Here is a 23356-nt window from a genome sequence, read left to right as displayed (position 1 = left end):
ACCCCGGAACGAGGCAGTTTTCGGCGAGTCTGCGGCGCGGCTCCACGCCTGAGAGGCTCCCGCTACCTACCGTGGAGGAATGACGCCTGCGTTCTTCCGCCGCAGTGGGACGGCCCGCCGCCACGCCGCCGCCCCGGTCAAGTCCGGCCGGCGCTCGCCCGAGACCGCGCCGGCGACCGACGGTGCCGCCTTCGGTGCGGTCACGCCGGCCCGTTCCGCCCCTCGTGCTGTCCCGCAGCAGCGCGCCGACGTCGTCCGTGCGGCGGCGGCCGGCTGGCGGGAGAAGCTCGTCGAGCTCGGCGGGGCCAGCACGTTGGCCGATCTCACGCTGCTCGGTGACGCCGTCATCGACCTCACTGCCGCCCACCCCTCGGGTCTTGCCCAGCTCTACGCCGGGCGGCCCACGAGGCTGAGCAACCTCGTCCGGGAGGGCGCCGCACAGCACGCCGCGCGCCGCAACGCCCGCACGGTGCGCGCCCGCGCCGACGAGCTCGCCCAGCGCTACGGCCTCGCGCCGACCTACCTGGCGATCGGCGTCGCCACCTGGACCGAACTCCCGGATCCTGCTGCTCCGGACACGAGCGACACCCGAGAGGTGGTCCTCGAGGTCTCCTCGGACCCGCGCCACGCCCACGCCGACCATGCCGCGTCCTCCGCCGGCCCGGTCGTGCCGGACCAGGGCGAGTCCGACGACGAAGACGAGGGCAGCACCGACGCCGGATCGGCCGCCGCTCCCACTGCTGACGCCCCCGATGACGGCTCCCAGCCGCTGCCGCCACCGGCGCCGTCGCCAGAGTCCGCGGCGTCGCCGGAGTCCGGCCCGCAGGCACCTCGGACCGCCGGGGACGCGCCGGAGGCATCCGACCGCGCAGAGCCCGGCGCGGAGCCGGAGGCCGCGCCCGAGGCCGCGCCGGACATCACCCCGGACACCGACCCGGTGGACGTCGCAACCGCTCCGGCGGACCAGTTGCGCGCCCCGGTCCGCACCGTCCACGCCCCGGTGCTGCTGCGACCGGTCCGGCTGACCGCGGGCGTCGGCGCGGACACCGACGAGTCGCTCCATCTCGAGTCCGCCATCGAGGTCAACCCGGTGCTGGTCCGCGCGCTGCGCGCCGCCGGGATCGAGCAGGACCTCGGGGCCGTCGCCCGCTCCGCCTATACCGAGCACGGATTTTCCCCACGCGCGGCGTTGCACGAGCTCGCCGCCCTCGGTGCGGCGCACCTGCCCGGGTTCGAACTCACCGAACGCCTGGTCGTCGGGCCCTTCGTCCACCCCGGGCAGGTCCTGGTCGACGACCTCGACGCGATGGCGGACCATCTCCCTGGCTCCGACGTGGTCGCGGCCCTGGCCGGGGACGAGGACGCGCGCGCGGCGCTCGACGTACCGCTGCCGCCGCACGTGCCGAGCGACCGCGCCCCGGAGGACGAACGCGGCGTCGGAGACCTCGACGTCGACCAGGCGCACGCCGTCGACGCCGTCGCCACCGGACGCCCCGTGTTCTTCGACGCCCCGCCCGGTGCCGACGTCGTCGGCACCCTGGCTGCCGTCGTCGCCGACGCCGCCGCCTCCGGCCGTACCACCGTCTACGTGCCCGGGTCGCGCCGCACCGGTAAGGCGCTGCTGACGCGGCTGCGCGACCTCGGTCTTGAGGAGCTGCTGCTCGACCTGGCGACCGACGACCGGTGGCGCGAGACCGCTCCGCAACGCCTGCGTGCGGGCCTGGACCCGGTCCGCGTCGAGGTCGACGACGAGGCGATCCGCCGGGTGCGTGAGGACCTGACGGCCACCCGCCGCGAGCTCGGCGACTACATCGACGGGCTGCACGCCGCTCACGAGCCCTGGGGCGTCTCCGCGTACGACGCGCTGCAGGAGCTCGCCCGTCTCACCGCGGAGCGCCCCGGGCCGCGTACCCGCGTCCGGCTCGGTGAGCAGGCTCTGCGCCGGCTCACCGGCGCCGAGCTCGAGGAGGCGCGGGACCTGCTCGTACGTGCCTCCGCCCTCGGTGCGTTCACCCTCCGTCCGCACGACACCCCGTGGTACGGGGCGCGCCTGACCGACGCGACGAGTGCGTCGGCCGCGCTCGAGCGCACCCAACGGCTCGGCGAGCTGACGCTGCCGGCCCTCATCGACCAGGTCGGCCGGGTGACCGCCCAGACCGGCCTGGAGCGGGCCACCACCCTTGAGGAGTGGTCCGAGCAGCTGCGGATGTTGGACGGCGTCGCCGAAGCACTGGACGTCTTCCAACCGCAGATCTTCGAGCGCTCCGCGGCCGACATGGCCGTCGCGACCGCCTCGCGCGCGTGGCGCCGGGAGAACGGCGTGGCCATGAAGGGCAGCGTCCGCCGCCGGCTGCGCAAGCAGGCCAAGGACATGCTTCGTCCCGGCCGGCCGGTCTCCGACCTGCACGCCGAGCTGGTGCGCGTCCAGGAGCAGCGGGAGATCTGGCGACGGCACAACCCCGCCGGCGGTTGGCCGCGGCTGCCCGACGGACTGGCCGAGATCAAGCAGACCGAGGCAGAGGTGCGCGCCGATGTCGAGGCGCTGCAGCCCGTCATCGGGACGGGCGCGGGGCTCGCCGACCTCACGACGATGCCCCTGGCCGAGCTGCGCGAGCGGATGAAGGAGCTCGGCCTCGACGCGCCGTCCCTGCGGTTGTTGCCCGAGCGGACCCAGGTGCTCGGCGAACTCCGCGACCGCGGGCTCGGTGAGCTCGTCGACGACCTCGCCGAGCGGCGCGTTCCCACCGCCCTCGTCGGTGCGGAGCTGGACCTGGCCTGGTGGTCCTCGGTACTCGAACGCATGCTGCGCACCGCACCGGCGCTCGCCGGCCACGACGGCCCCGCCCTGCAGGCGCTGGCGCAACGGTTCCGTGAACTGGACGCGGCGCAGGTCGATTCGCTCGCCGGACCGGTCCGCCGCGCCGTCGCCGAGGGAATCCGGACCTCGGTGCGCGCGCAACGGGAAGTCTCCGCCCGGCTCTACCACGCGCTGGGGGAGCCCCACGGCGTCGACCTTCGTGACCTCCTGCGCCGCTACCCGGGCCCGACGGCGGTGGCCCGCCCGGTCTGGCTGATCGCGCCGATGATGGTGCCGCAGATCGTGCCCGAGGGCAGCACGATCGATCTGCTGGTGCTCGACGGCGTTCAGCACCTGCCCGTCGAGCAGGCCGTCTCCTTGCTCGCCCGCGCCCGCCAGGTTGTCCTCGTCGGCGACTCCCGCCGGGGCGGCGACGGACTGGTCGGGGCGCTTGCCCCTGTGCTGCCGTCCGTGACGCTGCCGACGGAACGTGCCCAGCGCGACGAGGGCATTTCCGCCTTCCTCGCGCGCCACGGTTACGACGGCGTCATCCGGTCCGTGCCGGCACCGCCGTCCGCCTCCCGGATGCGGCTGGACGTCGTGGACGGGTTCGGCATGCCAGGCCCCGGACGCGAGGCGGTCGAGTCGGTCCAGCCCGAGGTGGACCACGTCGTCGATCTCGTCATCGAGCACGCCCTGACGACGCCCGAGGACTCGCTCGCGGTGGTCGCGCTCAACGACCGGCACGCCGAGCGGGTCCGCGACGCGGTCGGTGCCGCCGTCGCGAACAGCCCGGCCGTGGCCGAGTTCTTCCGGCCGGACCGGGAGGAGCCGTTCACGGTCCTCGAGGTTGACGCCGCCAGCGGGCTCCGGCGCGACGTCGTCATTCTCTCGGTCGGCTTCGGCAAGACCCCGCACGGGCGGGTCCTGCACCGGTTCGGCGTCATCTCCCAGCCCGACGGACTCGCGTGCCTGGTGGACACCCTCGACGCCGTGCGCCACCAACTCGTCCTCGTCAGCTGCATCGGGCCGGGTGACCTGGACCGGTCCCGCTTGAAGCAGCCGGGACCCCAGCTACTGGCCGACCTCATCGAACAGTCGGCCACCGGCGAACTGCCCGCCCAGCAGGCGGACTCGGGGGAGGTGGAGCGGCCGGACCAGCTCCTCGTCGACCTCGCCGAACGCCTCTGGCGGCTTGGCTTGACCGTCGTGCCGCGCTACGGAGTCGACGGCGGGGTGCGCATCCCGCTGGCGATCGGGCACCCGGACCTGCCGGGCGAGCTGGTCGTGGCCGTGCTGACCGACGACGACGAATATGTCGCGGAGGCCTCCCTGCGTCGACGCGACCGACACTGGGTCGAACGGCTCGCCGCTCGCGGCTGGCGTGTGCACATGGCCTTCTCGGCGGCGGTCTTCATGGACCCGCAGGCCGAGGCTCGGGCGATCTACGACGAGGTGCTCTCGATCGTGCAGGAGCGTCAGGCCGCGGCGGCAGCCGCGCGGCCGGCGGCCGAAGACATGACAGCCTTGCCCCACACCTACGACGACGCCCCCGCCGGGCAGGTCGACGGGGACCCGGACAGCAACGCGGCGCCCGGCACTGACGAGCCGCCGGCAGAGAACGCGCCGAAGCTGCGCCCACGCGGCCCCCGACCCCAGGTGGTGCCCGGGCTGCCGCTGGCGGCCTACAGTGACGACCAGCTCGACGAGCTCGTGGCCTGGATCGAGTCCGACGGTGCCGGCCGGGACGACGGTGAGCTCATCGAGGAACTGCGCGGCGAGCTCGCCCTCACCCGGCGTGGAGCGCAAATCGACGCGGTTCTCGGGCACGTCGTCCGACGGCGGGGCTGAGGCTGGCTCCGGCGATGGCTCACCGGCGTGTGGTGCGCCTCTCCGACGTCGACCGGCGCCGCCTCGAGGCCGGCGAGATCAGCGATCCGACACAGGCGTTGCACGAGCCGGAGAACTCCGGGCGGCACGACGCCGGTGCCGAGCCCGACCGGGGCGTGCCGCGCTCGGAGAACGACGAACGCCTCCGCCGGGACATCCCACCCCACTGGGGAAGCACTAGTCATTGACCGCTCGGGGGGATTACGGGGCGACACCCGGGACTGGCCTCGTTCCGAAGTGGTTTGATCCCAGCGTTCCCAGCGCGAGCCTCACCCGGTGGACCGCGGTCTTGACCGGTGACGGCGGACTGCCGCCCGGTTCGCGCACCGGACGGAACAGTACCGTCGGGTTCCGTTCCGCGTGATGTCGACGACGACGGCCGTGCATCCGTCGCTTGGCGTTTCCCCCGCCGCACATCGTCTGAGCCGGTGCATGCCCCGGGTGGTGAGGTGAAGGGCAGTACCGACGCTGATGACGGCGGCAAGTACCTTGGGCAGCGACATGTGATCGTCGCGGTAGTGCAGGTGCCAGCCCTCGCCGTCGTGGTCAGTCAGCCGAGGGTAGGCGGTAGCTGCGGCCATCTGTCGGTTGAGGAGGTCTGCGCGACGGTGCGGGTCGCGGGCGTCGACGACAGTCAACCACTCGTCGATGACCCGGCGGGTGTTCTCGTGGTCGTCCGGCGGCCCGGGAACGGGGAACTCCATCGTCATGCCGAAATCCCTTGTGCGACTCACGATCTCGTCCCGGCTGTCGGGCCAGCAATTCGCCAGGGAACCGGCGAGCAGCACGGCATACTCGCCGTAAGGGTTGAGATGCATAAGGGCATTACAGCACCGTGGCCGTCATGACGCGAATGCCGCAGGAGCCGGTCCCTGTCGCCAGAGTGACGCCGCCTCACGAACACGCCTGGCGGCCCGAGTCACGCCACCTCACATCGGAGGGTGTGATCGTGTACGTACGGTGCGTCGCTTGTGGAGCCAGGCGGGTGGATCTGCAGGTACACCCTCAGATCCCCCCGTTCGCCATCAGTAGGGCGTGGTAAGCACCTCCCGGCGTGCAGCGCTCGACTCCGTCGCCCGACGGCCAAGCGCCCCTCCTTGAGGGGACATGTCGGTCTCGGTGGCCGGGCGACGAAGCCGAGCCCTCCTGTGCTTGGTAGTCAGCTCTGCTGCCCGCGGCCGGACTGTGCGGCCAGCAGGTCGCGGATCTCCTGCAGGACCAGCACGTCCTCGGCCGGTGCCTCCGGAGCCTCCTCCTCGCCGGCCTTGCGCCGCTCGGCCAGCTTGTTCAGCGGCATCACCACGAGGAAGTAGATCGCCGCGGCGACCAGGAGGAACTGGATGATCGCCGTGAGGACGGCCCCCGGAAGCATCGTGGCTTCGCCGACCGTGACGTGCCAGATGTCGGTGAAGTCCGGCTGGCCGACCAGTCCGGCGATGAGCGGGTTGATGACATGGTCGACGAGGGCGGTGACGATCGCCGTGAAGGCGGTCCCCATGACCAGACCGACCGCGAGGTCGACGGCGTTGCCCCGGGCGATGAACTCCTTGAATCCAGCGAGCATGACGTGTCCTATCTGCGTGTGCGTACGCACCGGTCATTTCACTGACCCGGGAGAACGGCACGGAGGGGAGCCCACGCACCCGAGCCAACGAGAACGGTAGCGTCAGATTCGTCGGCAGCCACGTACAGGTAGTGCGCCATGTCGCGCGTGTCGCCCAGCAATCCGCCGCCGCCGGACCCGGCAGCTCTCGCCAGGACCACCACGTCGCGCGCGACGACGCGCGCAGCGTCGCCGCTCGGTTCGGCACCGGCGGGCGCGGGAGCTACCAGGTCGAGACGTTGACCGGGCCGGGCGAGCTGGGCGGTCGCGTCGTCGGCCACGGGGACCGGGACCACCACCGTGCCCGGCGGTGCCGAGGCCGAAAGCCCCGGTCCGGTGAGCATGGCGGGTTGCAACGCCGTCCCGGCGCCGAGGCCCACCGCCAGGGGCCGACCGACGGCGTCGTCGATCGCGGTCAGCACCCGGTCCGGAAGCGCCCGAGCGGGAACGTCACGCACGGCGAGGTCGGAGGACGTCAATCTGGTCCCGGCAGGGACGTCGCCGGTGACGACGACCGCAGGCTCGGTGGGCGGCGGAGCCGGCCGGACCGCCTCCAGGGTGATCGCGGCGGCGGCCGCGACGCACACGGCGGCGAGCAGGTGACGCCGGCGCCACAGGAATCGGCGCGCTCGCGCTCGGATCGAGGACGACGGCGGAGGTGCGGGACGGGCCAGCATGCCGCGACCGTAAGCCGGCGGAGGCTGTCATGACCGGGCGGTTCCGCCGACCTGGGGACGGGGCAGCCGCGGGCAGACCGGTTGTGGACAGCCCGTCACATCAGCCGATAGTCGGCACGTCGTCGATGTGAGCGTGACCAGTCAGGAGGAGGCTGCCTTCGCGGGGGCCGACGACGAGCTCGAGGAGGACGATGTACCCGACCCCGACGTACCCGACCCCGACGAGGACGAGTTCGACGAGCCGGGGGAGCCGGAGGACGACCCGGAGGAACTCGAGGAGTCCGAGGAACTCGACGAGTTCGACGAGCTCGAGGAGGAGCCGGTTCCGCTGCGGGCCTCGGCGCGCGAGTCCGTCCGGTAGAAGCCTGAGCCCTTGAACATCACGCCGACCGATCCGAAGAGCTTGCGCAGATTGCCGCCGCACTCCGGGCACTCGGTCAGGGAGGCGTCGCTGAAGGACTGCTTGACCTCCAGCTCGCGACTGCAGGACGTGCAGCGGTAGGCATAGGTGGGCACGGGGACCTCCGTCGAAACCTCGGGGAGTGTTGGCACTCCGCATCGTCGAGTGCCAATGGTACTCCCGCGGCGTGGTGGCGCGCAGTGACGCGGCACACCGCTGGTTACGCTCGGTGACGTGCATGAATCCTCGGCGCTGCGCAAAGCGCTCCTCGTCGTCCTCGCCGCCGCGGTGGCGATCGCCGCCGTCGGCGTCGCGGTGGGGACCGGCATCGTCCGCCGTCCGCTGCCCGACCACGGCGGGACGCACACGCTCGACGGGCTCGACCGCGAAGTCGAGGTCGTCCGCGACGAGCGAGGCGTCCCGCAGATCTACGCCGACACCGACGAGGACCTCATGCGCGCCCAGGGGTACGTGCACGCCCAGGACCGCTTCTTCGAGATGGACTACCGCCGGCACGTCACCTCCGGCCGCCTGTCCGAACTCGTGGGGGACAACGAGACCGCCCTGCAGGCGGACATGGTGGTACGCACCCTGGGATGGCGCCGCGTGGCCGAAGAGGAGTGGCAGCTGCTCTCCAACGAGGCGCGTTCCCTGTACGAGGCCTACGCCGAGGGTGTCAACGCCTACCTGAGCGATCACGAGGCCTCCGAGCTCGGGCTCGAGTACACCGTGCTGGGCACTACCACCGACCTGCGGCCGATCGAGCGGTGGGACCCGATCGACTCCCTCGCCTGGCTCAAGGCCATGGCCTGGGACCTGCGCGGCAATTACGCGGCCGAGCTGGGCCGGGCGGCCGCGCTGCGCACCCTCGGTGACGTCGGCCGGGCCGAGGAGCTCTATCCCGCCTACCCCTACGAGGACCACGCGCCGATCATCGCCCCCCAGGAGGAGCGAGCTGCGGCCGAGTCGCAGACGGTCGGGACCGGCGGTGCGGACGAGCCCGGCCGCGGCCTCGGCGACGAGGACGGCGTGGCCGAGGCGTTCGCGGACCCGGCCGTCGAGCGTGCGTTCGACGCCACGCGCCGCGCCCTCGACGCCGTGCCCACCACGCTCGGGCGTGGCGAGGCGGTGGGGTCCAACTCCTTCGTCGTCTCCGGCGAGCACACCGCGTCCGGCAGCCCGGTGCTCGCCAACGACCCGCATCTCGCCCTGGCGGCACCCAATCTCTGGTCTCAGGTGGGGCTGCACTGCACCGAACGCAGCCAGGACTGCACCTTCGACGTCGCCGGATTCTCCTTCGCCGGCATGCCGGGCATCATCATCGGCCACAACGACCAGCTCTCCTGGGGGCTGACGAACCTCGGCGCCGACGTCACCGACTTCGTCCTGGAACGCACCTACGACGACGGCACCTACCTGCGCGACGGCGCCCGCGTGCCGCTGCAGACCCGCCGCGAGACCATCGAGGTCAACGGCGGCGAGCCCGTCGTGCTGCGGGTCTCCACCACCGAGCACGGCCCGATCGTCTCCGACGTGCTCGCGGAGACGTCGGTGGCCGGATCGGTGCCCGTGCCGGACGGCTCACCGCCGGCCGGGTTCTCCAGCTACGCCGTCGCGCTGCAATGGACCGCGCTGACGCCCGGCCGCTCCGCCGAGGCGATCTTCACGCTCAACCGGGCCGAGGACGCCGACGGCGTCGCCGCAGCCGCGGCGCAGTTCGACGTCCCGTCCCAGAACATCGTCTTCGCCACGGCCGACGGCGACATCGGCTACCAGGCCCCCGGACGCATCCCGCTGCGCGGGGACGTCCCGGGCGCTCCGGTTCCGGCCGACGGCTCGTGGCCCCGTCCGGGCTGGGACTCACGCTACGACTGGCAGGGCTGGGTCCCGGCGGCCGAACTGCCGGCGACCCAGAATCCGGACGAAGGGTTCATCGTCGCCGCCAACCAGGCCGTCGCGCCCCGTGGCAGCGGACCGTTCCTCACCCGTGACTGGGACTCCGGACACCGCTCCCAACGCATCCGGGAGCTCATCGAGTACGACATCGCCCACGGCACCGACATCACCGTCGACCGGGCGAACGAGATCATGCTCGACGACGCCAACCCGTTCGGGCCGGCAATCGTCCCCGCGCTGGTCAGCGTGCCCGTCGAGGACGGCTTCGTCGAGGACGCCGTGGATCTGCTGCGGCAATGGTCCGCGGACGGATTCCCCACCGACACCAGCTCGGCCGGCGCCGTGTACTTCAACGCCGTGTGGACCAACATCCTCGAGCTCACCTTCGCCGATGACCTGCCCGCGGCGCAGGCACCCGACGGGGGATCCCGCTGGCTCCTCGTCGTCGAGCGGCTGCTCGAGGATCCGGAGAACGTCTGGTGGGACGACCGGACCACGGTCAACGTCGTCGAGGGGCGCGACGAGATCCTCCGCCAGGCTCTCGTCACCGCCCGTCATGAACTCACGAACACGATGGGCAAGGATCCGGCCGACTGGGAGTGGGGCAAGCTGCACCGTTTCGCGCCGCAGCACCCGGTCCTCGGTGGTGAGGATGTGCCCGCTCCGGTGCGATGGCTGTTCAACCCGTCGTCCATCGAGGTCGCCGGCGGCACGTCCATCGTCAACGCCACCTCGTTCTCCACCTCCGCCGTCGATGAGCTCGGCCGCCCGGACTTCACCGTCACCCGTGGCCCGGCGTTGCGCATGGCAGTGGACATGGCGGACCTCGACGCCTCCACCTGGGTGACCTCCGGCGGGACGTCCGGCCATCCGGCCTCGACCCACTACACCGACCAGATCGAGGCATGGGCCACCGGCGAGACCTATCCGTGGCCGTTCAGTCGCGAGGCCGTCGAGGAGGCCGAGGAGGTGCGCATGACGCTGGAGCCGCCCGGGTAAGCCACGGGGCGTCGGTGCGGCACATGCGGTCGGCTAGATCCGCAGCTCGAGATCCACCGCGCCCGGCTCCGCCAGCGTGAAGGCGGTGGTGGCACCGTCGACCGAGAGCTCGTAGTCGCCGAGGAAGCCGGAGAACGTGAGCCGGCCGGCCGCGTCGGTGCGCAGCGTCGTCGGCTCCAGCCACCACTCGCCCCGCACCAGGTTGCGCAGCCGGGTGTACGCCGGCTTCGGGGAGCCGTCGGCGCGCAGCAGCCCGCCCGGGGCACCCAGCCACATGCCGCGGTCGGACAGACCCCAGTAGGTCGCCGCCTCGACCGACGGATGGGACAACAGTGTCCGGTAGTGCCGCTCGATCTCCTCGGCCTGGCGCTCCTCACCCTCCGGCGAGCTCGGCCAGGTCTCGACCTGCCAGTCGTTGAGGTCGTCGATGTAGCCGGGCATGAGCTCGCCGCTGAGCAGCGTGGTCTCGGTGAAATGAATCGGGATGTTGTACCGGGAGAAGCGCTCCAACACCTCGAGCGTGCGCTCCTCACCCCAGTACCCCTGGTGCATGTGGGACTGCAGGCCGAGCCGGTCGATCCGGATGCCCGCTTCCAGGACCGCCTCGATGAGGCACTCGTACGCCGTCGACATGTCGAAGTCGTTGAGCAGCAGCGTGGCCGCGGGGTTCGCGGCCCGCGCCTCCTCGAACGCCATCCGCACCGTTTCCACCCGGCCCATCCGGCGCGCCAGCGGGGTGATGGCGTTCTCCTCGGCGGTGAAGACCGGCATGATGACGGCCTCGTTGATGGCGTCCCAGGTGTCGATGACGCCGGCGAAGTCGCTCACCTCCCGGCGGATCCGTTCGCGCTGCAGTCGTTCGACCTCGTGGCTGTCCCTGCCCAGCAGCCACCTCGCCGAGACGGTGTGCCACACGAGCGGGTGCCCCTTGAGCCGCACGCCGTGGTCGGCGAACCAGCGGGCCGCGGCCAGCAGGCGATCGGTGTCCGGCCTGGCGGGCTCGGGTTCGAACCGGCCCCAGTAGAACGGGAGGGTCGCCGTGTCGAACAGCCCGAGCCAGGCCTCGGCGAGGACGGCGTCGTAGTCAGGATCCTCGGACGCGCCGACGGCGTGGTCGAGGAGGTCGAACCCGATGCAGCCGAAGCCGAAGGCGTGCCGGGTCTGCCGGACGAGGACGTCCCGGCCGGCCAGCGGGTGCTCGTCCCGCCCCAGGACGGTCACCGTCACCTCGCCGCGACGGTGGGCGAGCGCCGGATCGGGGGAGCGGCCAGGTGCCGGCGGCGTGAAGAGGGAGTGCGAGGCCATCACGCGGTGGCCTGTCGCCGGGCCTCCCGCTGAAACGCGCTGCCCTCGAGCAGGAACCACCGATCGGGAGTGATCACCGCCGGGATCGGTACGTCGTGCTCGTCCGCGGGCAACAGCATGTCGGCGATGAGCTCCTCGTCGAAGACCATGGCGAAGATGGGCGTGCCCGGGGCGACGTGCGGCAGCACCCGGTCGTACCAGCCGCCCCCCTGCCCCAGCCGCGTGCCGGCGGCGTCGACGGCCAACGCCGGCGCCACGACGGCGTCGGCCTGACCTATCGCCTCGGTGGGCATCGTCGGACCCGAGGGCTCGGGAGGTCGGCCCGGGGCGCGTACCTCGAGATCCTCCGGCCCCCGGTAATCGGCCCACTCGCGGCACAGGCCGGGACCCAGGACGGGCAGCAGCACCCGCGTGCCGCGCTCGCGGAGCGCCTCCAGCAGCGCGTGCGTGCTCGGCTCCGTCTCACGGGAGACGTAGGCGGCGACACACTCGGCCGACCCGATCGCCTCCATCGCATGGGCGGCCAGCGCCTGCCCGGCACGCTCACGCTCTTTGCGCGACCGAGCCTGGCGCGCCGCCCGTACGACGGGTCTGAGCACCTGCTTGGCGTCCTCCGTCTCGAGGCCGTCCGTCTTTGGCAAGGCCACCTGCGTACGGTGCATGGCCCCCAGTCTCGCAGGCGGACTCGCGACTGGCCACCGGATCCGGGCCGATAACCTCGGGGGCATGTCTGCATTCACCCCGCGCCTGCGCAAGGCCGTCGTCCCGGCCACCGGACGCGGCCTCCGCTACGCGCCCGCCACCAAGGCCGTGCCCAAGGAGATGCTGCCGCTGGTGGACAAGCCGATCATCGAGTACCTCGTCGAGGAGCTGGCAGAGGCCGGAATCGAGGACGTGCTCATGGTGACCGGGCGCGGATCGGTGGCCATCGAGGACCACTTCGACGCGGCACCGGAACTCGAGGCCGCGCTCGAGAAGCAGGGCGACCCGTCACGGCTGGCGGCCGTGCGGCGCTCCTCGGCGCTCGCGCGGACTCACTTCGCGCGGGCCGACGCCGACGCCGGGACGGGCGAGGCCGTGCTCCGGGCGCGGGACCACGTCGACGGCGAACCCTTCGTGGTGGCCCTGGCCGACGACCTGATCGGTGAGGACGAGACGCTGCTCGTCGACCTCGTCGCGGCGCAGGAGGCACTCGGGGGATCGGTCCTCGCGCTTGCCGAGGTCGAACCGGACGAACTGGAGACCGTTGCCGCCACTGTCGAACCGACCGAGGTGACGGTCCGGGACGTGCCGATCGGCGACGTCGTCACCGTCCGGGAGCTCGTCACCGGCCCTCCCGCCGAACCCGGTGTGCGGCACCTCGTGCCGCTGGGACGGATGGTCCTGACCCCGGCGGTCTTCGCTGCGCTGGAACAGCAGGGGCCGGGCAACGGTGGCTCGGTCGACCTCACCGACGCCCTACGTGCCCTCACAGCCACCGACGCCGACGGCGGCGGACTGCACGGCGTCGTCTTCCGCGGTGTACGGCATCGCACCTCCGACAAGCTCGACTACCTCAAGGCCGTCGTCGCGCTCGCGGCCGACCGCGACGACCTCGGTGCCGACTTCTCCGCCTGGCTCAGCCGATGGGTGGAAGGTCGGCACGTCGAGCTCTCCTCCCGGCCCGACGGCGAGGCCCCGCGTCCCCCGGCGGCACCATGAGAAGCGTCCAGGAGCATCTCGCGGCCTGTCTCGCGGCGGTGGGCCCGCTGCCGCCGCTCGACGTCCTGCTGCCGGACACGGTCGGCTGCGTCCTGGCCGAGGACGTCGTCGCCGTCGCGGATCTCCCGGTCGCCGACCTCGCCGCCACCGATGGCTATGCCGTCAAGGCCGAGGAGGCCCGCACCGCCGCGCACAGGTCGCCGACCACGTTGCGGGTCCTCGACGAGGTCAAGGCGGGGGCCAGTGACCCGATCCGCCTGGTTCCCGGCACTGCCGTGCGCATCGCCTCCGGTGCGCCGGTGCCGACCGGAGCCGACGCCGTCGTCCCGATCGAGCAGACCGACTTCGGCCAGGCCGAGGTCGCGATCCGCGCGGCGGTGGAGCCGGGGGAGAACGTGCGCGCACGCGCCGAGGACCTCCAGGCCGGGGAGATCGTGCTGCCGGCGGGGGAGCGGGTCGGCGCCCGGCAGATCGCGCTGCTCGCGGCTGTCGGACGCGGCAGGGTCAGTGTCCATCCGCGGCCGCGCGTGGTGGTGCTGTCCATCGGTGACGAGTTGGTCGAACCGGGCCGGCCCGCCGCGCCCGGGCAGGTCTACGACGCCAACGGTCACGCCCTGGCGACAGCCGTGCAGGACGCCGGCGGTACCACCTTCCGGGTCGCGGCCGTGCCGGACGAGCCCCGGCAGCTGCGCGAGACCATCGAGGATCAGCTCGTCCGCGCCGACCTCATCCTCACCACGGGCGGCTTGAGCTACGGCGCCAACGACACCGTCAAGGAGGTGCTGGCGCCGCTCGGCACGGTCCGGTTCGACTCGGTGGCCATGTGGCCCGGGCGTCAGCTCGGCATCGGGCACGTCGGCGAAGCCACCCCGATCTTCGCCTTACCCGGGGACCCGGTGTCCGTGCAGATCGCCTACGAGGCGTTCGTCCGCCCCGCCTTGCTCTCGATGGCGGGATATCACGACGTGTACCGCGACTCGGTCCGGGCCGCCGTGACCACCCCGTGGGCGAGCCCGCCGGGACGCCGCGAGTTCGTGCGGGCCACCCTCAGCGGCAGCCCGCAGGAGGGCTACCGGGCCGAGCCGGTCGGCGCCCCCGGAAAGCCCCTGCTGTCGGCACTCGCACGCGCCGACGCCCTCGCCGTCGTGCCCGAGGACGTGACCTACGTCGGTCCCGGTACAACGCTGCACTGCCTGCTCCTGGACGAGTGATGCGCAGCGCCGGGCGGTGGCCGGTGACACTCACGGAGGAGGGCGTCACCCTCCGGCCGCTGCGCCGGCGAGACCGCGCGCAGTGGCAGCGGTTGCGCGCCGAGAACACGGGCTGGCTGCAGCGCTGGGAGGCGACGTCGCCCGGTGGTGAGCCGCCGGAGTCGTTCGCCGCGTACGTGCGAGACCTGCGGGTGCACGGCCGGGACGGGACCGGTCTGCCGTTCGTCGTCGACGTCGGTGACGAGCTGATCGGCCAGCTCTCGGTCTCGACCATCGTGCGCGGCTCGTTCTGGTCCGCGTCCGTGGGCTACTGGATCAGCCGTCACATGGCAGGCCGTGGCATCACGCCGATGGCCGTCGCCATGGCCTGCGACTACGCCTGGTTCGAGCTCGGGCTGCACCGCATCGAGATCAACATCCGCCCGGAGAACGCGCCCTCGTTGCGGGTGGTGGACAAGCTCGGGTTCCGCGACGAAGGGCTGCGACGGCGCTTCCTGCATATTGCCGGCGACTGGCGCGACCACCGCTCCTTCGCCCTGACGGCCGAGGAGGTGCCGGGCGGCCTGGTGCGCCGGTTGCGCGAGCGAGGGCACGCTGTCCGCCTCTGACCGCCAACCGGCGACTCGTCAAAGTTGTGCCGAGTCGTCAAAGGTCTGCCGAGTGGTCAATGTTGTGCCGAGTGGTCAAAGTCGTGCCGACCGGCCGGAACGCGCGAGTAAATCACATCTGTGTGAGACACACCGGCAGTGCTCGCCGGAACGCCGTCGTTCGGCGCCTAGCGTTGGAGCGTGGAGCTTCAGGGATACGTGGTCGCCGCGCTGACCTTGATCCTCCTCGGCTATCTGCTCCCGCACCTGGTGCGGTCCCGGCAGGTGCTGCTCGACTCGCGAGTCGACGACCGGTTCTCCGGTGATCTGAGGATCGTCGCCACCGGCGCCGCACCGCGGGACCGGAACTCCCGGGGGCACACCACCGGTGCCACACCGCATCTGCACACGTCCGCCGCCCGACGACCGGAGGGCACCATGACACCGCCCCGAGCCCGCAGCGAGCGCGTCATTGACGACGCACGCGCGCTGGCCGCCGCGCGCGCCGCCCGGGCCGCCCGAGTCTCCCGGCGTGCTGCTGCCGCGCGGCGCCGCCTCGTCCTGACCCTCGCGCTCCTGGTGCTGACCGGAGCCGCGTGGGCCGCTGCCGGCGCCGCGCTGCTGCCGTGGCCCGTCGCCCTCGCACCGTCACTGCTCCTGGCCACCGTCCTCGTGCTCGGCCGCCGGGCGGCCGTCAAGGCTCGTGCGAACGATCGGCGCGACCGCGCCGAGATGGCTCGGCTCGAGTCGCGGCTGAAGGCGGTGCGCGGAGGCGCGCCACGCGAGCGGAAGGATGCGCCCGCGCGTTCCGCGACGTCGGTGGCCGCCCCGTCGGCGGCACGTCCCCGGCCGACGGCGGCTCACCGGCCGACGGCGCGGCCTCGACCGGTCGCCCGGTCCGGGGCCGGCACCGTCTCGCGCGCCGATGCGCCGGTCCACCACGGCAAGCGCCCGACGGAATTGGTCGGTGTGGCCGACGAGGTGGCTGTCCCGGCGGGGACCTCCGAGTCGCGCCGGGCCAGCGCACCTGCCGAGGCCGGTACGCCCCTGGGCGCCGAGAGGCCAGTCGCGCAGGAGGCTTCGACGCCGGCGCCTCCCGCGGACACGACGCCCCTTGAGCCCGAGCCGCGGGCGCCCGGCCGTGCCCCCGCGGACGAGGGCCCGTTGGCCCAGGAAGAGCCGGCGCCAGCCCTGCAGCAGTGGACCCCGGTCCCGGTGCCCGCGCCGTCGTACACGCTCAAGCCGGTTGCGCCGCGTCGCGACGTCGAGCCGTACGTGCCTGAGGAGGAATCGCCCTCGGCCGCCGTCCCGCAGCGACCCTCGAGCCCCGGGTCGACGCCGGAGGCGACGCGAGCGGAGGAGGAGCCGGCGGCGCCGGCGCTGAATCTCGACGAGGTGCTTGCCCGCCGTCGGGCGGCCGGCGCCTGACCCTGTCGGGCGGTCGGCCTGACCCACTGGCCCGGCGGGCACCTCTGCCGAGAGACTGTGAGGGCCGTGGGCGTCGCGGACGGACCAGCGCGGACGTTCCGGGCGCGTCATCTGCCGGACACGTCAGGAGGGCACAGTGGACGATGTGACGGTCAGACCTACGACCGTGGTCCTGTTCGGAGCGACCGGTGACCTCTCGCGCCGCAAACTGATTCCCGGTCTGCTGCACCTCTTTCAGACGGGCCTGCTGCGGGACGTCCAGGTGGTGGGAACGTCGCTGGACGAGCACACGGACGAGTCGTTCATCGACTTCGCACGAGGAGCGGTCGAGGAGTTCGGCGGATCCGACGTCGAACGGGAGGCGTGGTCGGCGTTCTCGGAGCGGCTGCACTGGGCGCCAGGTGCCGAGGGCGCCTCCGGGCTGCGGGCTGCCGTCGAGAAGGCCGAGGCCGGACTCGACGGCAACGTCACGCGCATGCACTACCTCAGCGTTCCGCCGAAGGCCGCCATGGCCGTGGTGCGCACCCTGGAGGAGTCGGGCCTGGTCGACGGCAGCCGGATCGTCATGGAGAAGCCCTTCGGCACTGACCTGGAGAGCGCCAAGCAGCTCAATCAGCGGCTGCACGAGGTCTTCACCGAGGAGCAGATCTACCGGATCGACCATTTCCTCGGGAAGGAGGCCGCGCAGAACATCCTCGCGTTCCGCTTCGCCAACGGGCTGTTCGAGCCGATCTGGCACCGCAGCCACATCGACCACGTCCAGATCGACGTGCCTGAGGATCTCGGCCTAGCTCAGCGTGCCGAGTTCTACGAGGCCACGGGCGCGTACCGGGACATGGTGGTGACGCACCTGTTCCAGGTCCTCGCGATCACGGCGATGGAGCCTCCGACGTCGCTGACGCCGGAGGGCATCCAGGAGGAGAAGGGCAAGGTCTTCCGCTCGATCTCGCCGATCGACCCGGCGGACGTGGTTCGCGGCCAGTACGACGGGTACCGCGATCTCGAGGGCGTGGCTCCGGAGTCGGAGACCGAGACGTTCATCGCGCTGAAGTGCTACATCGACAACTGGCGCTGGGCCGGCGTGCCGTTCTACCTGCGCACCGGCAAACGGATGGCGGAGAGCGCGCGGATCATCTCCATCGCGTTCAAGGAGCCGCCGCGGTCGATGTTCCCGCGTCACTCCGGCGTCGGGGACCACGGGCCCGACCACCTGACGTTCGACCTGTCCGACCACCCGCGAATGTCGTTGTCGTTCTACGGCAAGCGCCCTGGGCCGGGGATGAAGCTCGACAAGCTGTCGATGCAGTTCACGATGACCGAGACCGGGTGGGCCGGCGCGGTGCTGGAGGCGTACGAGCGCCTCATCTACGACGCCGCGCGCGGGGACAAAACGCTGTTCACTTCGGCCCGCGGCATCGAGCGACTGTGGGAGATCTCCACTCCGCTGCTGGAGAACCCGCCCGTCGTCCGCCCGTACCGGCAAGGCTCGTGGGGGCCGAACCAGATCCACCAGCTCATCGCGCCCTTCACCTGGCGCCTGCCGTTCGAGCGCGGGTGGCGCGACCCGAGCTGACGTGACCGGTCGCGCCGGTGCGTCACCTGTGACCTGTGAGATGCGTCGCGTCGAGTGGCTCGGCGCCGTCCGGACTTCACGTTCGCCTCCGCCTCGGTGCTAGCCTGGTTCCTGCTCTTGGCGAGCACGCGGGGCTATGGCGCAGTTGGTAGCGCGTCTCGTTCGCAACGAGAAGGTCGCGGGTTCGAATCCCGCTAGCTCCACCGAAACTTCGGACATGGGATCCTGGGCGGATGGATGGCCCGATGCTCACCCGCCTGCTGGTGTCCGCGGGAACCTTCGTCATCGGTCTGGCCTTGATCGGCTACTCCGTCCGGGCGCGCCGGGGACGCTCGCCCGCCGCGCGGACGTGGATGGGCAACGAGTTCGGCAGCTTCAGGCGGGACGAGCGGATGACAGTCCTCGGTGCCCCCGTGATCGGCGGGATGTGCTGGTGCTTCACCATGACTGCTCTCCCGGTGGTCGGTACGTACCTGATGCTGGTGGCCCTTCCGATCGCAGCTCTGTTGTTCCTGGCCCTGGTGATCGTGCTCCTGCCGTTCGTCCCGTTGCCGGACGCGGTCTACCCGCGATGGGCGCGTCCGTTGCGCGAACGCAATCGCCGGACGGAAAAGGCCGTCAAGGCCTGGCTCCGCCGCCGCTGACGTGGCCGGCGCGGTGGTCGAGGCCGGAGAGCTCTTCGGCCAGTGCTGGCTGGGGGGCGGGCGGCCGGTCACGGACGATCCGGTGCTGCACGAGTGGCCGGGCACTCGGTCGACGGTTCGGCCGCCTCCCTTTCTCGGTCCCGTTCGGTCAGGAGTCGAGAAGCTCGGTGGCACCGCGCGTCTGTAGCGTGAATGTCCGAACAGCGCGGCCCGGGCCCATCGCACGGACCCGGGCCGAATGCCCGTCAGTTCCCCTGAGCGCGAGCGGCGAGTTCGTCCCACTCGCCCCACGTCTCGAGCCGGTCGGCGTAGGCCGATCGGACCAGCTCCGGTGCGATCGTTCCGAAGAACACGCGCAGCGGTGGATCGTCGGAGTTCGCGATTTCCAAGAGCGCCTGACCGGCGGCATCCGGGTTGCCCGGCGTCCAGCCGCTCCGCCTCGCCTCGAGCCGCTCGCGCAGCTCGTCGTAGACGCCGTTCGGTGCGGCTCGCACGGCCGAGGAGCCGGCCCAGTCCGTGCCGTACGGCCCCGGTTCGACCAGGGTGACCGTGATCCCGAAGCCGGCGACCTCCCGCGCCAGGGACTCGCTGAGACCTTCCAACGCCCACTTCGACGCGTGGTAGCCGCCCATGAGCGGCACGGCCATCACGCCACCCATCGTCGAGACTTGGATGATGTGACCCGACCCCTTCGTGCGTAGGTGGGGAAGGACGGCCTGGGTCACGAACAGCACCCCGAACAGGTTCGTCTCCAGCTGGTCCCGCAGCTGGTGTTCGGTGATCTCTTCGACGGCACCGAAGAGGCCGTAGCCAGCGTTGTTGACGACGACGTCTAGGGGCCCGACGTGGTCGATCGCCCGCTCGACCGCTTTCTCGACGGCGGCCTTGTCGGTGACGTCGAGCTCGAGTGGCAGGACCGCGTCACCGTAGTTGTCGACCAGACCCTGCAGGCCGTCGACGTGGCGCGCGGTCGCCACCACCCGGTCGCCCTGCCCGAGCGCGGCTTCGGCGAACGAGCGACCCAAACCGCGCGAGGCGCCGGTGATGAACCAGATCTTGCTCATCCGAACGGCCTCCCTCCTCCTCCCGTACGGCTCAGGCCATACCGCCGTTGGTGAAGATCGTCTGACCGTTGACCCAGCGCGCCGGACCGGCGAGGAAGGCCACGGTCTCCGCGATGTCCTCCGGTTCGCCGAGCCGGTTCATCGGGTTCATCCCCGCGAGCTGCTCGATCAGCTCCTCACTCTTACCCTCGAGGAACAACGCGGTGGCGGTCGGCCCGGGGGCGACCGTGTTGACGGTGATGTCCCTGCCCCGCAGCTCGCGGGCGAGGATCAGTCCGAGCCCCTCCACGGCCGCCTTCGAGGCCACGTAGCCGCCGTAGGAGGGCAGTTGCGTGCGTGTGACCGACGTGGAGACGTTGACGATCGCGCCGCCCGCACGCACGCGGTTGGCGGCGAGCTGAGAGACCACGAAGGTCCCGCGGATGTTCGTGCGGTGCATCCGGTCCAGGTCGTCGAGATCCAACGAGGCGATCGGAGAGAGGATCATGATCCCGGCCGCGTTCACCACGACGTCGACGCCACCGAAGGCGGACTCGGCCGCGTCGAACGCGGCGGCCATGGCGGTCTCGTCGGCGACGTCACCGCCGACGGCGATGGCACGCCCACCGGCGGCCGTGATCGCTGCGGCGAGTGTCTCGGCCTTCTGCTGGTTCCCGGCGTAGTGGACCGCGACCGCGTAGCCCTCGGCCGCGAGCCGCTCGGCGACGGCCTTGCCGATCCCGCCGGACGCGCCCGTGATCAGGGCGACGCGTGAGTCGCTCGGGGCGGTGTCAGTACTGGTCATGGGGTTGCTTCCTTCGCGAGTGGAGTGGGGTGCCGGTCTGGAAGGGGCCGGCAAGGGGTGCAGTCGCCGGGCGGACACCGACGACGTGTTAGCGATGGAATCACATTCGCACTACCAATGGTAGCGCGAACTGCTAGCGATGCAACCCCCGGAGCGTTAACACTGGTACTAGTCTCCCGGACAACCTGGTCACCCGTGCTCTGGACTCTCGCGCAAGAATCAGCGATGAACAAGCATTCACAGTCTCACAGGGTGCGACCAGGCTGGATCGTGCCGCGACGGCGGTCGTCGCGGCGACGACTCGAGAAGGGCACGACCATGGCACCTCAAGCCGCGAGCGGGGCTCGTACCACCATCCTCACCGGCGGCACCAGCGGCATCGGTCTGGCTGCGGCGACCGCCGTCGTCCACGGCGCCGCCGAGGTAACCGGCAACGTCCTCGCGAACTGTTGCAAGCGGTGTGCTGTTACCATCGATAACATGGCCACGGACGACCCACGAGAGCGCATCATCCAGGCGGGCATGAAGCTCCTGGCGGACGGCGGGCCGGCCGCGATGACCACCCGCGCCGTGAGTGCGGCTGCCGGGGTCCACGCGCCGACGATCTACCGGTTGTTCGGCGACAAGGATCAGCTGCTCGATGCCGTCGTCGGCCACGGCATGGCCGCCTATCTCGACAGCAAGGTAGCTCAGGCCCCCAGCGAGGACCCGGTGGAGGATCTGCGCCGTGGCTGGGACCTGCACATCGAGTTCGGCCTGGAGAACCCGGCCATCTACGCCGCGATCTACGGCTCGCCCCGTCCTGACGCGAGGAGGTCGTCCGCGGAACGGCGCGCGGACGAGATTCTGGCGGGCATCGTCCACCGGGTGGCCGAAGCCGGACGGCTCGCTGTGCCCGAGGCGCGGGCGGCGCAGCTCGTCCACGCGGCGGGGCGCGGCGCGGTGTTCTCCCTCATCGGTCTGCCGGAGGCCGAGCGCGACGCCGGCCTGTCCACCTTGGCCCGGGAGGCCGTGATCGAGGCCATCACCACCGACGGCGACCGCGCCGATGACGCAGGTCACGGAGCGCCTGTCGCGGCGGCCGTTACGTTGCGGGCCGGCCTGGACGGTCTTGCCGAACTCACCGACGCCGAGCGCAGGCTGATGGGTGAGTGGCTGGACAGGATCGCGCACGCGCGCAGCTGAACCAGGGTGTCACCCGAGCTCGTCGGGGTGGGGGAGCGGCGCCCCGGGAGCCGGCCACCCGGGTGGCGGCTCCGGTGGCTCACCGCCCCTGTCGATTGCGGTGTAGGCGGCGATCTTCCAGTCCACGACTGCCAGGTCCGCCTGCAGTTGAGAGATGGTCGCGGCCACCCGTTCGCGGTGCGCGGTCAGCAGGGCGATGCGATCGGGGATGCCCCGGTCGTCGCGCACGAGGTCGACGAAACCACGCACGTCGTCGACCGGCATGCCGGTACGTCGCAACCGCACGACGACGTCCAGCAGCCCCATCGCACGTTCGTCGAAGATCCGGTGCCCCGCCGAGTTCCTGGACAGATCGCCGAGCAGACCACTGCGGTCGTAGAAGCGCAGAGTCTCGATGGGGATACCCGTGCGGTGTGCCACCTCGCCGATGGACAAGCCCGGTGCGGGCGTCGACGCCGTGCTGGTCATTCCGTCATCCTCCGCCCTGGAGCGCACTCCAGGTCAAGGTCGCCGGTCGCCGGAGATGCGGCCGGCGCTCGATCAGACCGGCGCCACGATGACCTCGACGCCCGCATCACGGACGGGCGCGAGCTGTTCGGGATCGGCCTGGTCGTCGACCACGACGTGCGTGAAGTCGGAGACTGGCCCCACGCGATGCAGCGCGCCACGGCCGAGCTTGGTGTGGTCGAGCAGGAGTACCCGGGTCCGGGAGGATCGAATCATTGCCTGCTTGACCTTCACGATGGGCTCGAACTGGTGATAGACGTCCGAGCCGAGCAGGGCGGACGAGGATGCGAAGAGCACGTCCGCGTACAACGTCGACAGCGCCTGCTCGCACAGCAGGCCGACGAACGCCCGGTGCTCGGGGTTGAACTGGCCGCCGAGGGATATCAGCTCCAACCTCGCCTCGCGCGCGACCGACTCCATCACGGGCAAGAAGTTCGTGACCACGGTGACGTTGGTCAGCGCGGCCAGGTCGGGTACGACGTGACTCGTGGTCGAGGAGTCGCCGATGACGACGACGTCGCCGTCGCTGGCGAGGGCTGCGGCGGCGTGCGCGACGGCCTTCTTCTCCCGTAGCGCTGCGTTGGCGCGGTACTGGAAGTCACTCTCGAACGTCGTCGAGCGCTCGGCGGACGCGCCACCGCGGACCTTGCGCAGCACCCGCGCCTTCTCCAACTCGTCGAGATCCCGGTGGACGGTCATTCGACTGACCCCGAGGTCCTGCGAAAGCGTATCGACCGAGATGAAGCCCTCGAGCCGTACGGCGTCGGCGATGCGCTTGAGCCGGGTGGCCTTGGCTCGAGCGAAACGCGCACGCGTCACCTCGCCGTCGGGACTCTCCAGCGTCACATCTGTCATGGCCCGCCCCTCTTCGTCGATGCGGCAATATCACGGTTGCATAACAGCTTGTCACAGTATGTCCCGGCCAGTTACCTCCGGGGCGTAAGCCGACGTGCGGGCGCTTCTCCAGGTCATGGCGTGATACGGGAGTGTTCGGTTGGAATGGCGTCTTGAGTATTCGTAACAGTGACGCGTGATAGCTCGTGACGTTGACGACTGCATGGTGTTACATTGCCGCGGACAGCAACAGCATGGCTGTGACGACAAC

20 protein-coding genes, 1 tRNA gene and 1 pseudogene are annotated in these 23356 nt (G+C 71.4%); 12 read left to right on the top strand and 10 right to left on the bottom strand.

Annotated elements, in window-relative coordinates:
* The first annotated feature begins 79 nt into the window (after positions 1-79).
* Together ACFSE6_RS05330 and ACFSE6_RS05325 are read left to right on the top strand one after the other, a co-directional pair.
* Positions 80-4648 carry a hypothetical protein gene (locus ACFSE6_RS05330; protein WP_388003090.1) on the top strand — a complete coding sequence of 1523 codons (4569 nt, stop codon included), beginning with the start codon at positions 80-82 and terminating at the stop codon, positions 4646-4648.
* A gap of 14 nt (positions 4649-4662) precedes the next feature.
* Positions 4663-4875, top strand: coding sequence for a hypothetical protein (locus ACFSE6_RS05325; RefSeq protein ID WP_388003087.1), 213 nt, complete (start codon positions 4663-4665; stop codon positions 4873-4875).
* An 81-nt stretch (positions 4876-4956) separates the two neighbouring features.
* Here the strand turns inward: ACFSE6_RS05325 and ACFSE6_RS18965 are convergent, their stop codons facing one another.
* The 3 genes from ACFSE6_RS18965 to ACFSE6_RS05305 all read right to left on the bottom strand — a co-directional run bounded on the left by ACFSE6_RS18965 (position 4957) and on the right by ACFSE6_RS05305 (position 6967).
* Positions 4957-5505, bottom strand: coding sequence for a CGNR zinc finger domain-containing protein (locus tag ACFSE6_RS18965; RefSeq protein WP_465254119.1), 549 nt, complete (start codon positions 5503-5505; stop codon positions 4957-4959).
* 341 nt (positions 5506-5846) lie between these two features.
* A complete protein-coding gene (gene mscL / locus ACFSE6_RS05310; RefSeq protein ID WP_388003084.1) occupies positions 5847-6251 on the bottom strand; it encodes a large conductance mechanosensitive channel protein MscL in 405 nt (134 codons plus the stop codon).
* Positions 6252-6289: 38 nt separating this feature from the next.
* Positions 6290-6967, bottom strand: coding sequence for an SAF domain-containing protein (locus ACFSE6_RS05305; RefSeq protein ID WP_388003081.1), 678 nt, complete (start codon positions 6965-6967; stop codon positions 6290-6292).
* 133 nt (positions 6968-7100) lie between these two features.
* Here ACFSE6_RS05305 and ACFSE6_RS05300 point away from each other — a divergent pair, with 133 nt between their 5' ends.
* Entirely contained in the window at positions 7101-7328 is a 228-nt protein-coding gene (locus tag ACFSE6_RS05300; protein ID WP_388004048.1) for a hypothetical protein, read from the top strand.
* 14 nt (positions 7329-7342) lie between these two features.
* Here the strand turns inward: ACFSE6_RS05300 and ACFSE6_RS05295 are convergent.
* Positions 7343-7696, bottom strand: a pseudogene (locus tag ACFSE6_RS05295) (FmdB family zinc ribbon protein); the annotation flags it as partial.
* Here ACFSE6_RS05295 and ACFSE6_RS05290 point away from each other — a divergent pair.
* Positions 7602-10262, top strand: coding sequence for a penicillin acylase family protein (locus tag ACFSE6_RS05290; RefSeq protein ID WP_388003078.1), 2661 nt, complete (start codon positions 7602-7604; stop codon positions 10260-10262). The pseudogene ACFSE6_RS05295 and the gene ACFSE6_RS05290 sit on opposite strands and share 95 nt — an antisense overlap.
* A gap of 33 nt (positions 10263-10295) precedes the next feature.
* Here ACFSE6_RS05290 and ACFSE6_RS05285 read toward each other — a convergent pair whose 3' ends face one another.
* Together ACFSE6_RS05285 and ACFSE6_RS05280 are read right to left on the bottom strand one after the other, a co-directional pair.
* Positions 10296-11567: an endo-1,4-beta-xylanase gene (locus tag ACFSE6_RS05285; protein ID WP_388003075.1), complete on the bottom strand. Its 1272-nt coding sequence runs from the start codon at positions 11565-11567 to the stop codon at positions 10296-10298.
* Positions 11567-12229: a 5-formyltetrahydrofolate cyclo-ligase gene (locus ACFSE6_RS05280; RefSeq protein WP_388003072.1), complete on the bottom strand. Its 663-nt coding sequence runs from the start codon at positions 12227-12229 to the stop codon at positions 11567-11569. The genes ACFSE6_RS05285 and ACFSE6_RS05280 overlap by 1 nt, the downstream gene beginning before the upstream one ends.
* Before the next feature lie 64 nt (positions 12230-12293).
* On the opposite strand from ACFSE6_RS05280, the gene ACFSE6_RS05275 reads away from it, so the two are divergent.
* The 7 genes from ACFSE6_RS05275 to ACFSE6_RS05245 all read left to right on the top strand — a co-directional run bounded on the left by ACFSE6_RS05275 (position 12294) and on the right by ACFSE6_RS05245 (position 18711).
* Positions 12294-13268, top strand: a complete 975-nt coding sequence (locus tag ACFSE6_RS05275; RefSeq protein WP_388003069.1) for a UTP--glucose-1-phosphate uridylyltransferase — start codon at positions 12294-12296, stop codon at positions 13266-13268.
* Positions 13265-14479 (top strand): molybdotransferase-like divisome protein Glp, encoded by a 1215-nt coding sequence (glp, locus tag ACFSE6_RS05270; protein WP_388003066.1) that lies wholly within the window; start codon positions 13265-13267, stop codon positions 14477-14479. Before ACFSE6_RS05275 ends, glp begins: the two co-directional genes overlap by 4 nt.
* Positions 14479-15087: a GNAT family N-acetyltransferase gene (locus ACFSE6_RS05265; RefSeq protein WP_388003063.1), complete on the top strand. Its 609-nt coding sequence runs from the start codon at positions 14479-14481 to the stop codon at positions 15085-15087. The genes glp and ACFSE6_RS05265 overlap by 1 nt, the downstream gene beginning before the upstream one ends.
* 180 nt (positions 15088-15267) lie before the next feature.
* On the top strand, positions 15268-16494 hold the full coding sequence (locus ACFSE6_RS05260) for a hypothetical protein (protein ID WP_388003060.1): 1227 nt from the start codon (positions 15268-15270) through the stop codon (positions 16492-16494).
* Between the two features lie 136 nt (positions 16495-16630).
* Complete coding sequence (zwf, locus tag ACFSE6_RS05255) at positions 16631-18067, top strand: glucose-6-phosphate dehydrogenase (RefSeq protein WP_388003057.1); 1437 nt, start codon at positions 16631-16633, stop codon at positions 18065-18067.
* Positions 18068-18197: 130 nt separating this feature from the next.
* Positions 18198-18270, top strand: a tRNA-Ala gene (locus ACFSE6_RS05250).
* 42 nt (positions 18271-18312) lie between these two features.
* Positions 18313-18711 carry a hypothetical protein gene (locus tag ACFSE6_RS05245; RefSeq protein ID WP_388003054.1) on the top strand — a complete coding sequence of 133 codons (399 nt, stop codon included), beginning with the start codon at positions 18313-18315 and terminating at the stop codon, positions 18709-18711.
* 245 nt (positions 18712-18956) lie between these two features.
* Here the strand turns inward: ACFSE6_RS05245 and ACFSE6_RS05240 are convergent, their stop codons facing one another.
* Complete coding sequence (locus ACFSE6_RS05240) at positions 18957-19775, bottom strand: SDR family NAD(P)-dependent oxidoreductase (RefSeq protein WP_388003051.1); 819 nt, start codon at positions 19773-19775, stop codon at positions 18957-18959.
* A gap of 31 nt (positions 19776-19806) precedes the next feature.
* On the bottom strand, positions 19807-20559 hold the full coding sequence (locus ACFSE6_RS05235) for an SDR family oxidoreductase (RefSeq protein ID WP_388003048.1): 753 nt from the start codon (positions 20557-20559) through the stop codon (positions 19807-19809).
* 480 nt (positions 20560-21039) lie between these two features.
* Here ACFSE6_RS05235 and ACFSE6_RS05230 point away from each other — a divergent pair, with 480 nt between their 5' ends.
* Positions 21040-21744, top strand: a complete 705-nt coding sequence (locus ACFSE6_RS05230; protein WP_388003045.1) for a TetR/AcrR family transcriptional regulator — start codon at positions 21040-21042, stop codon at positions 21742-21744.
* A 9-nt stretch (positions 21745-21753) separates the two neighbouring features.
* Here the strand turns inward: ACFSE6_RS05230 and ACFSE6_RS05225 are convergent, their stop codons facing one another.
* Together ACFSE6_RS05225 and ACFSE6_RS05220 are read right to left on the bottom strand one after the other, a co-directional pair.
* Positions 21754-22212, bottom strand: a complete 459-nt coding sequence (locus ACFSE6_RS05225; RefSeq protein ID WP_388003042.1) for a MerR family transcriptional regulator — start codon at positions 22210-22212, stop codon at positions 21754-21756.
* A 72-nt stretch (positions 22213-22284) separates the two neighbouring features.
* A complete protein-coding gene (locus tag ACFSE6_RS05220) occupies positions 22285-23106 on the bottom strand; it encodes a DeoR/GlpR family DNA-binding transcription regulator (protein ID WP_388003039.1) in 822 nt (273 codons plus the stop codon).
* Positions 23107-23356 lie beyond the last annotated feature (250 nt).

The organism is Georgenia deserti, from assembly GCF_042680605.1.
GTDB classification, from domain to species: domain Bacteria; phylum Actinomycetota; class Actinomycetes; order Actinomycetales; family Actinomycetaceae; genus Allobogoriella; species Allobogoriella deserti.
This window is presented reverse-complemented; position numbering and strand designations above follow the sequence as displayed.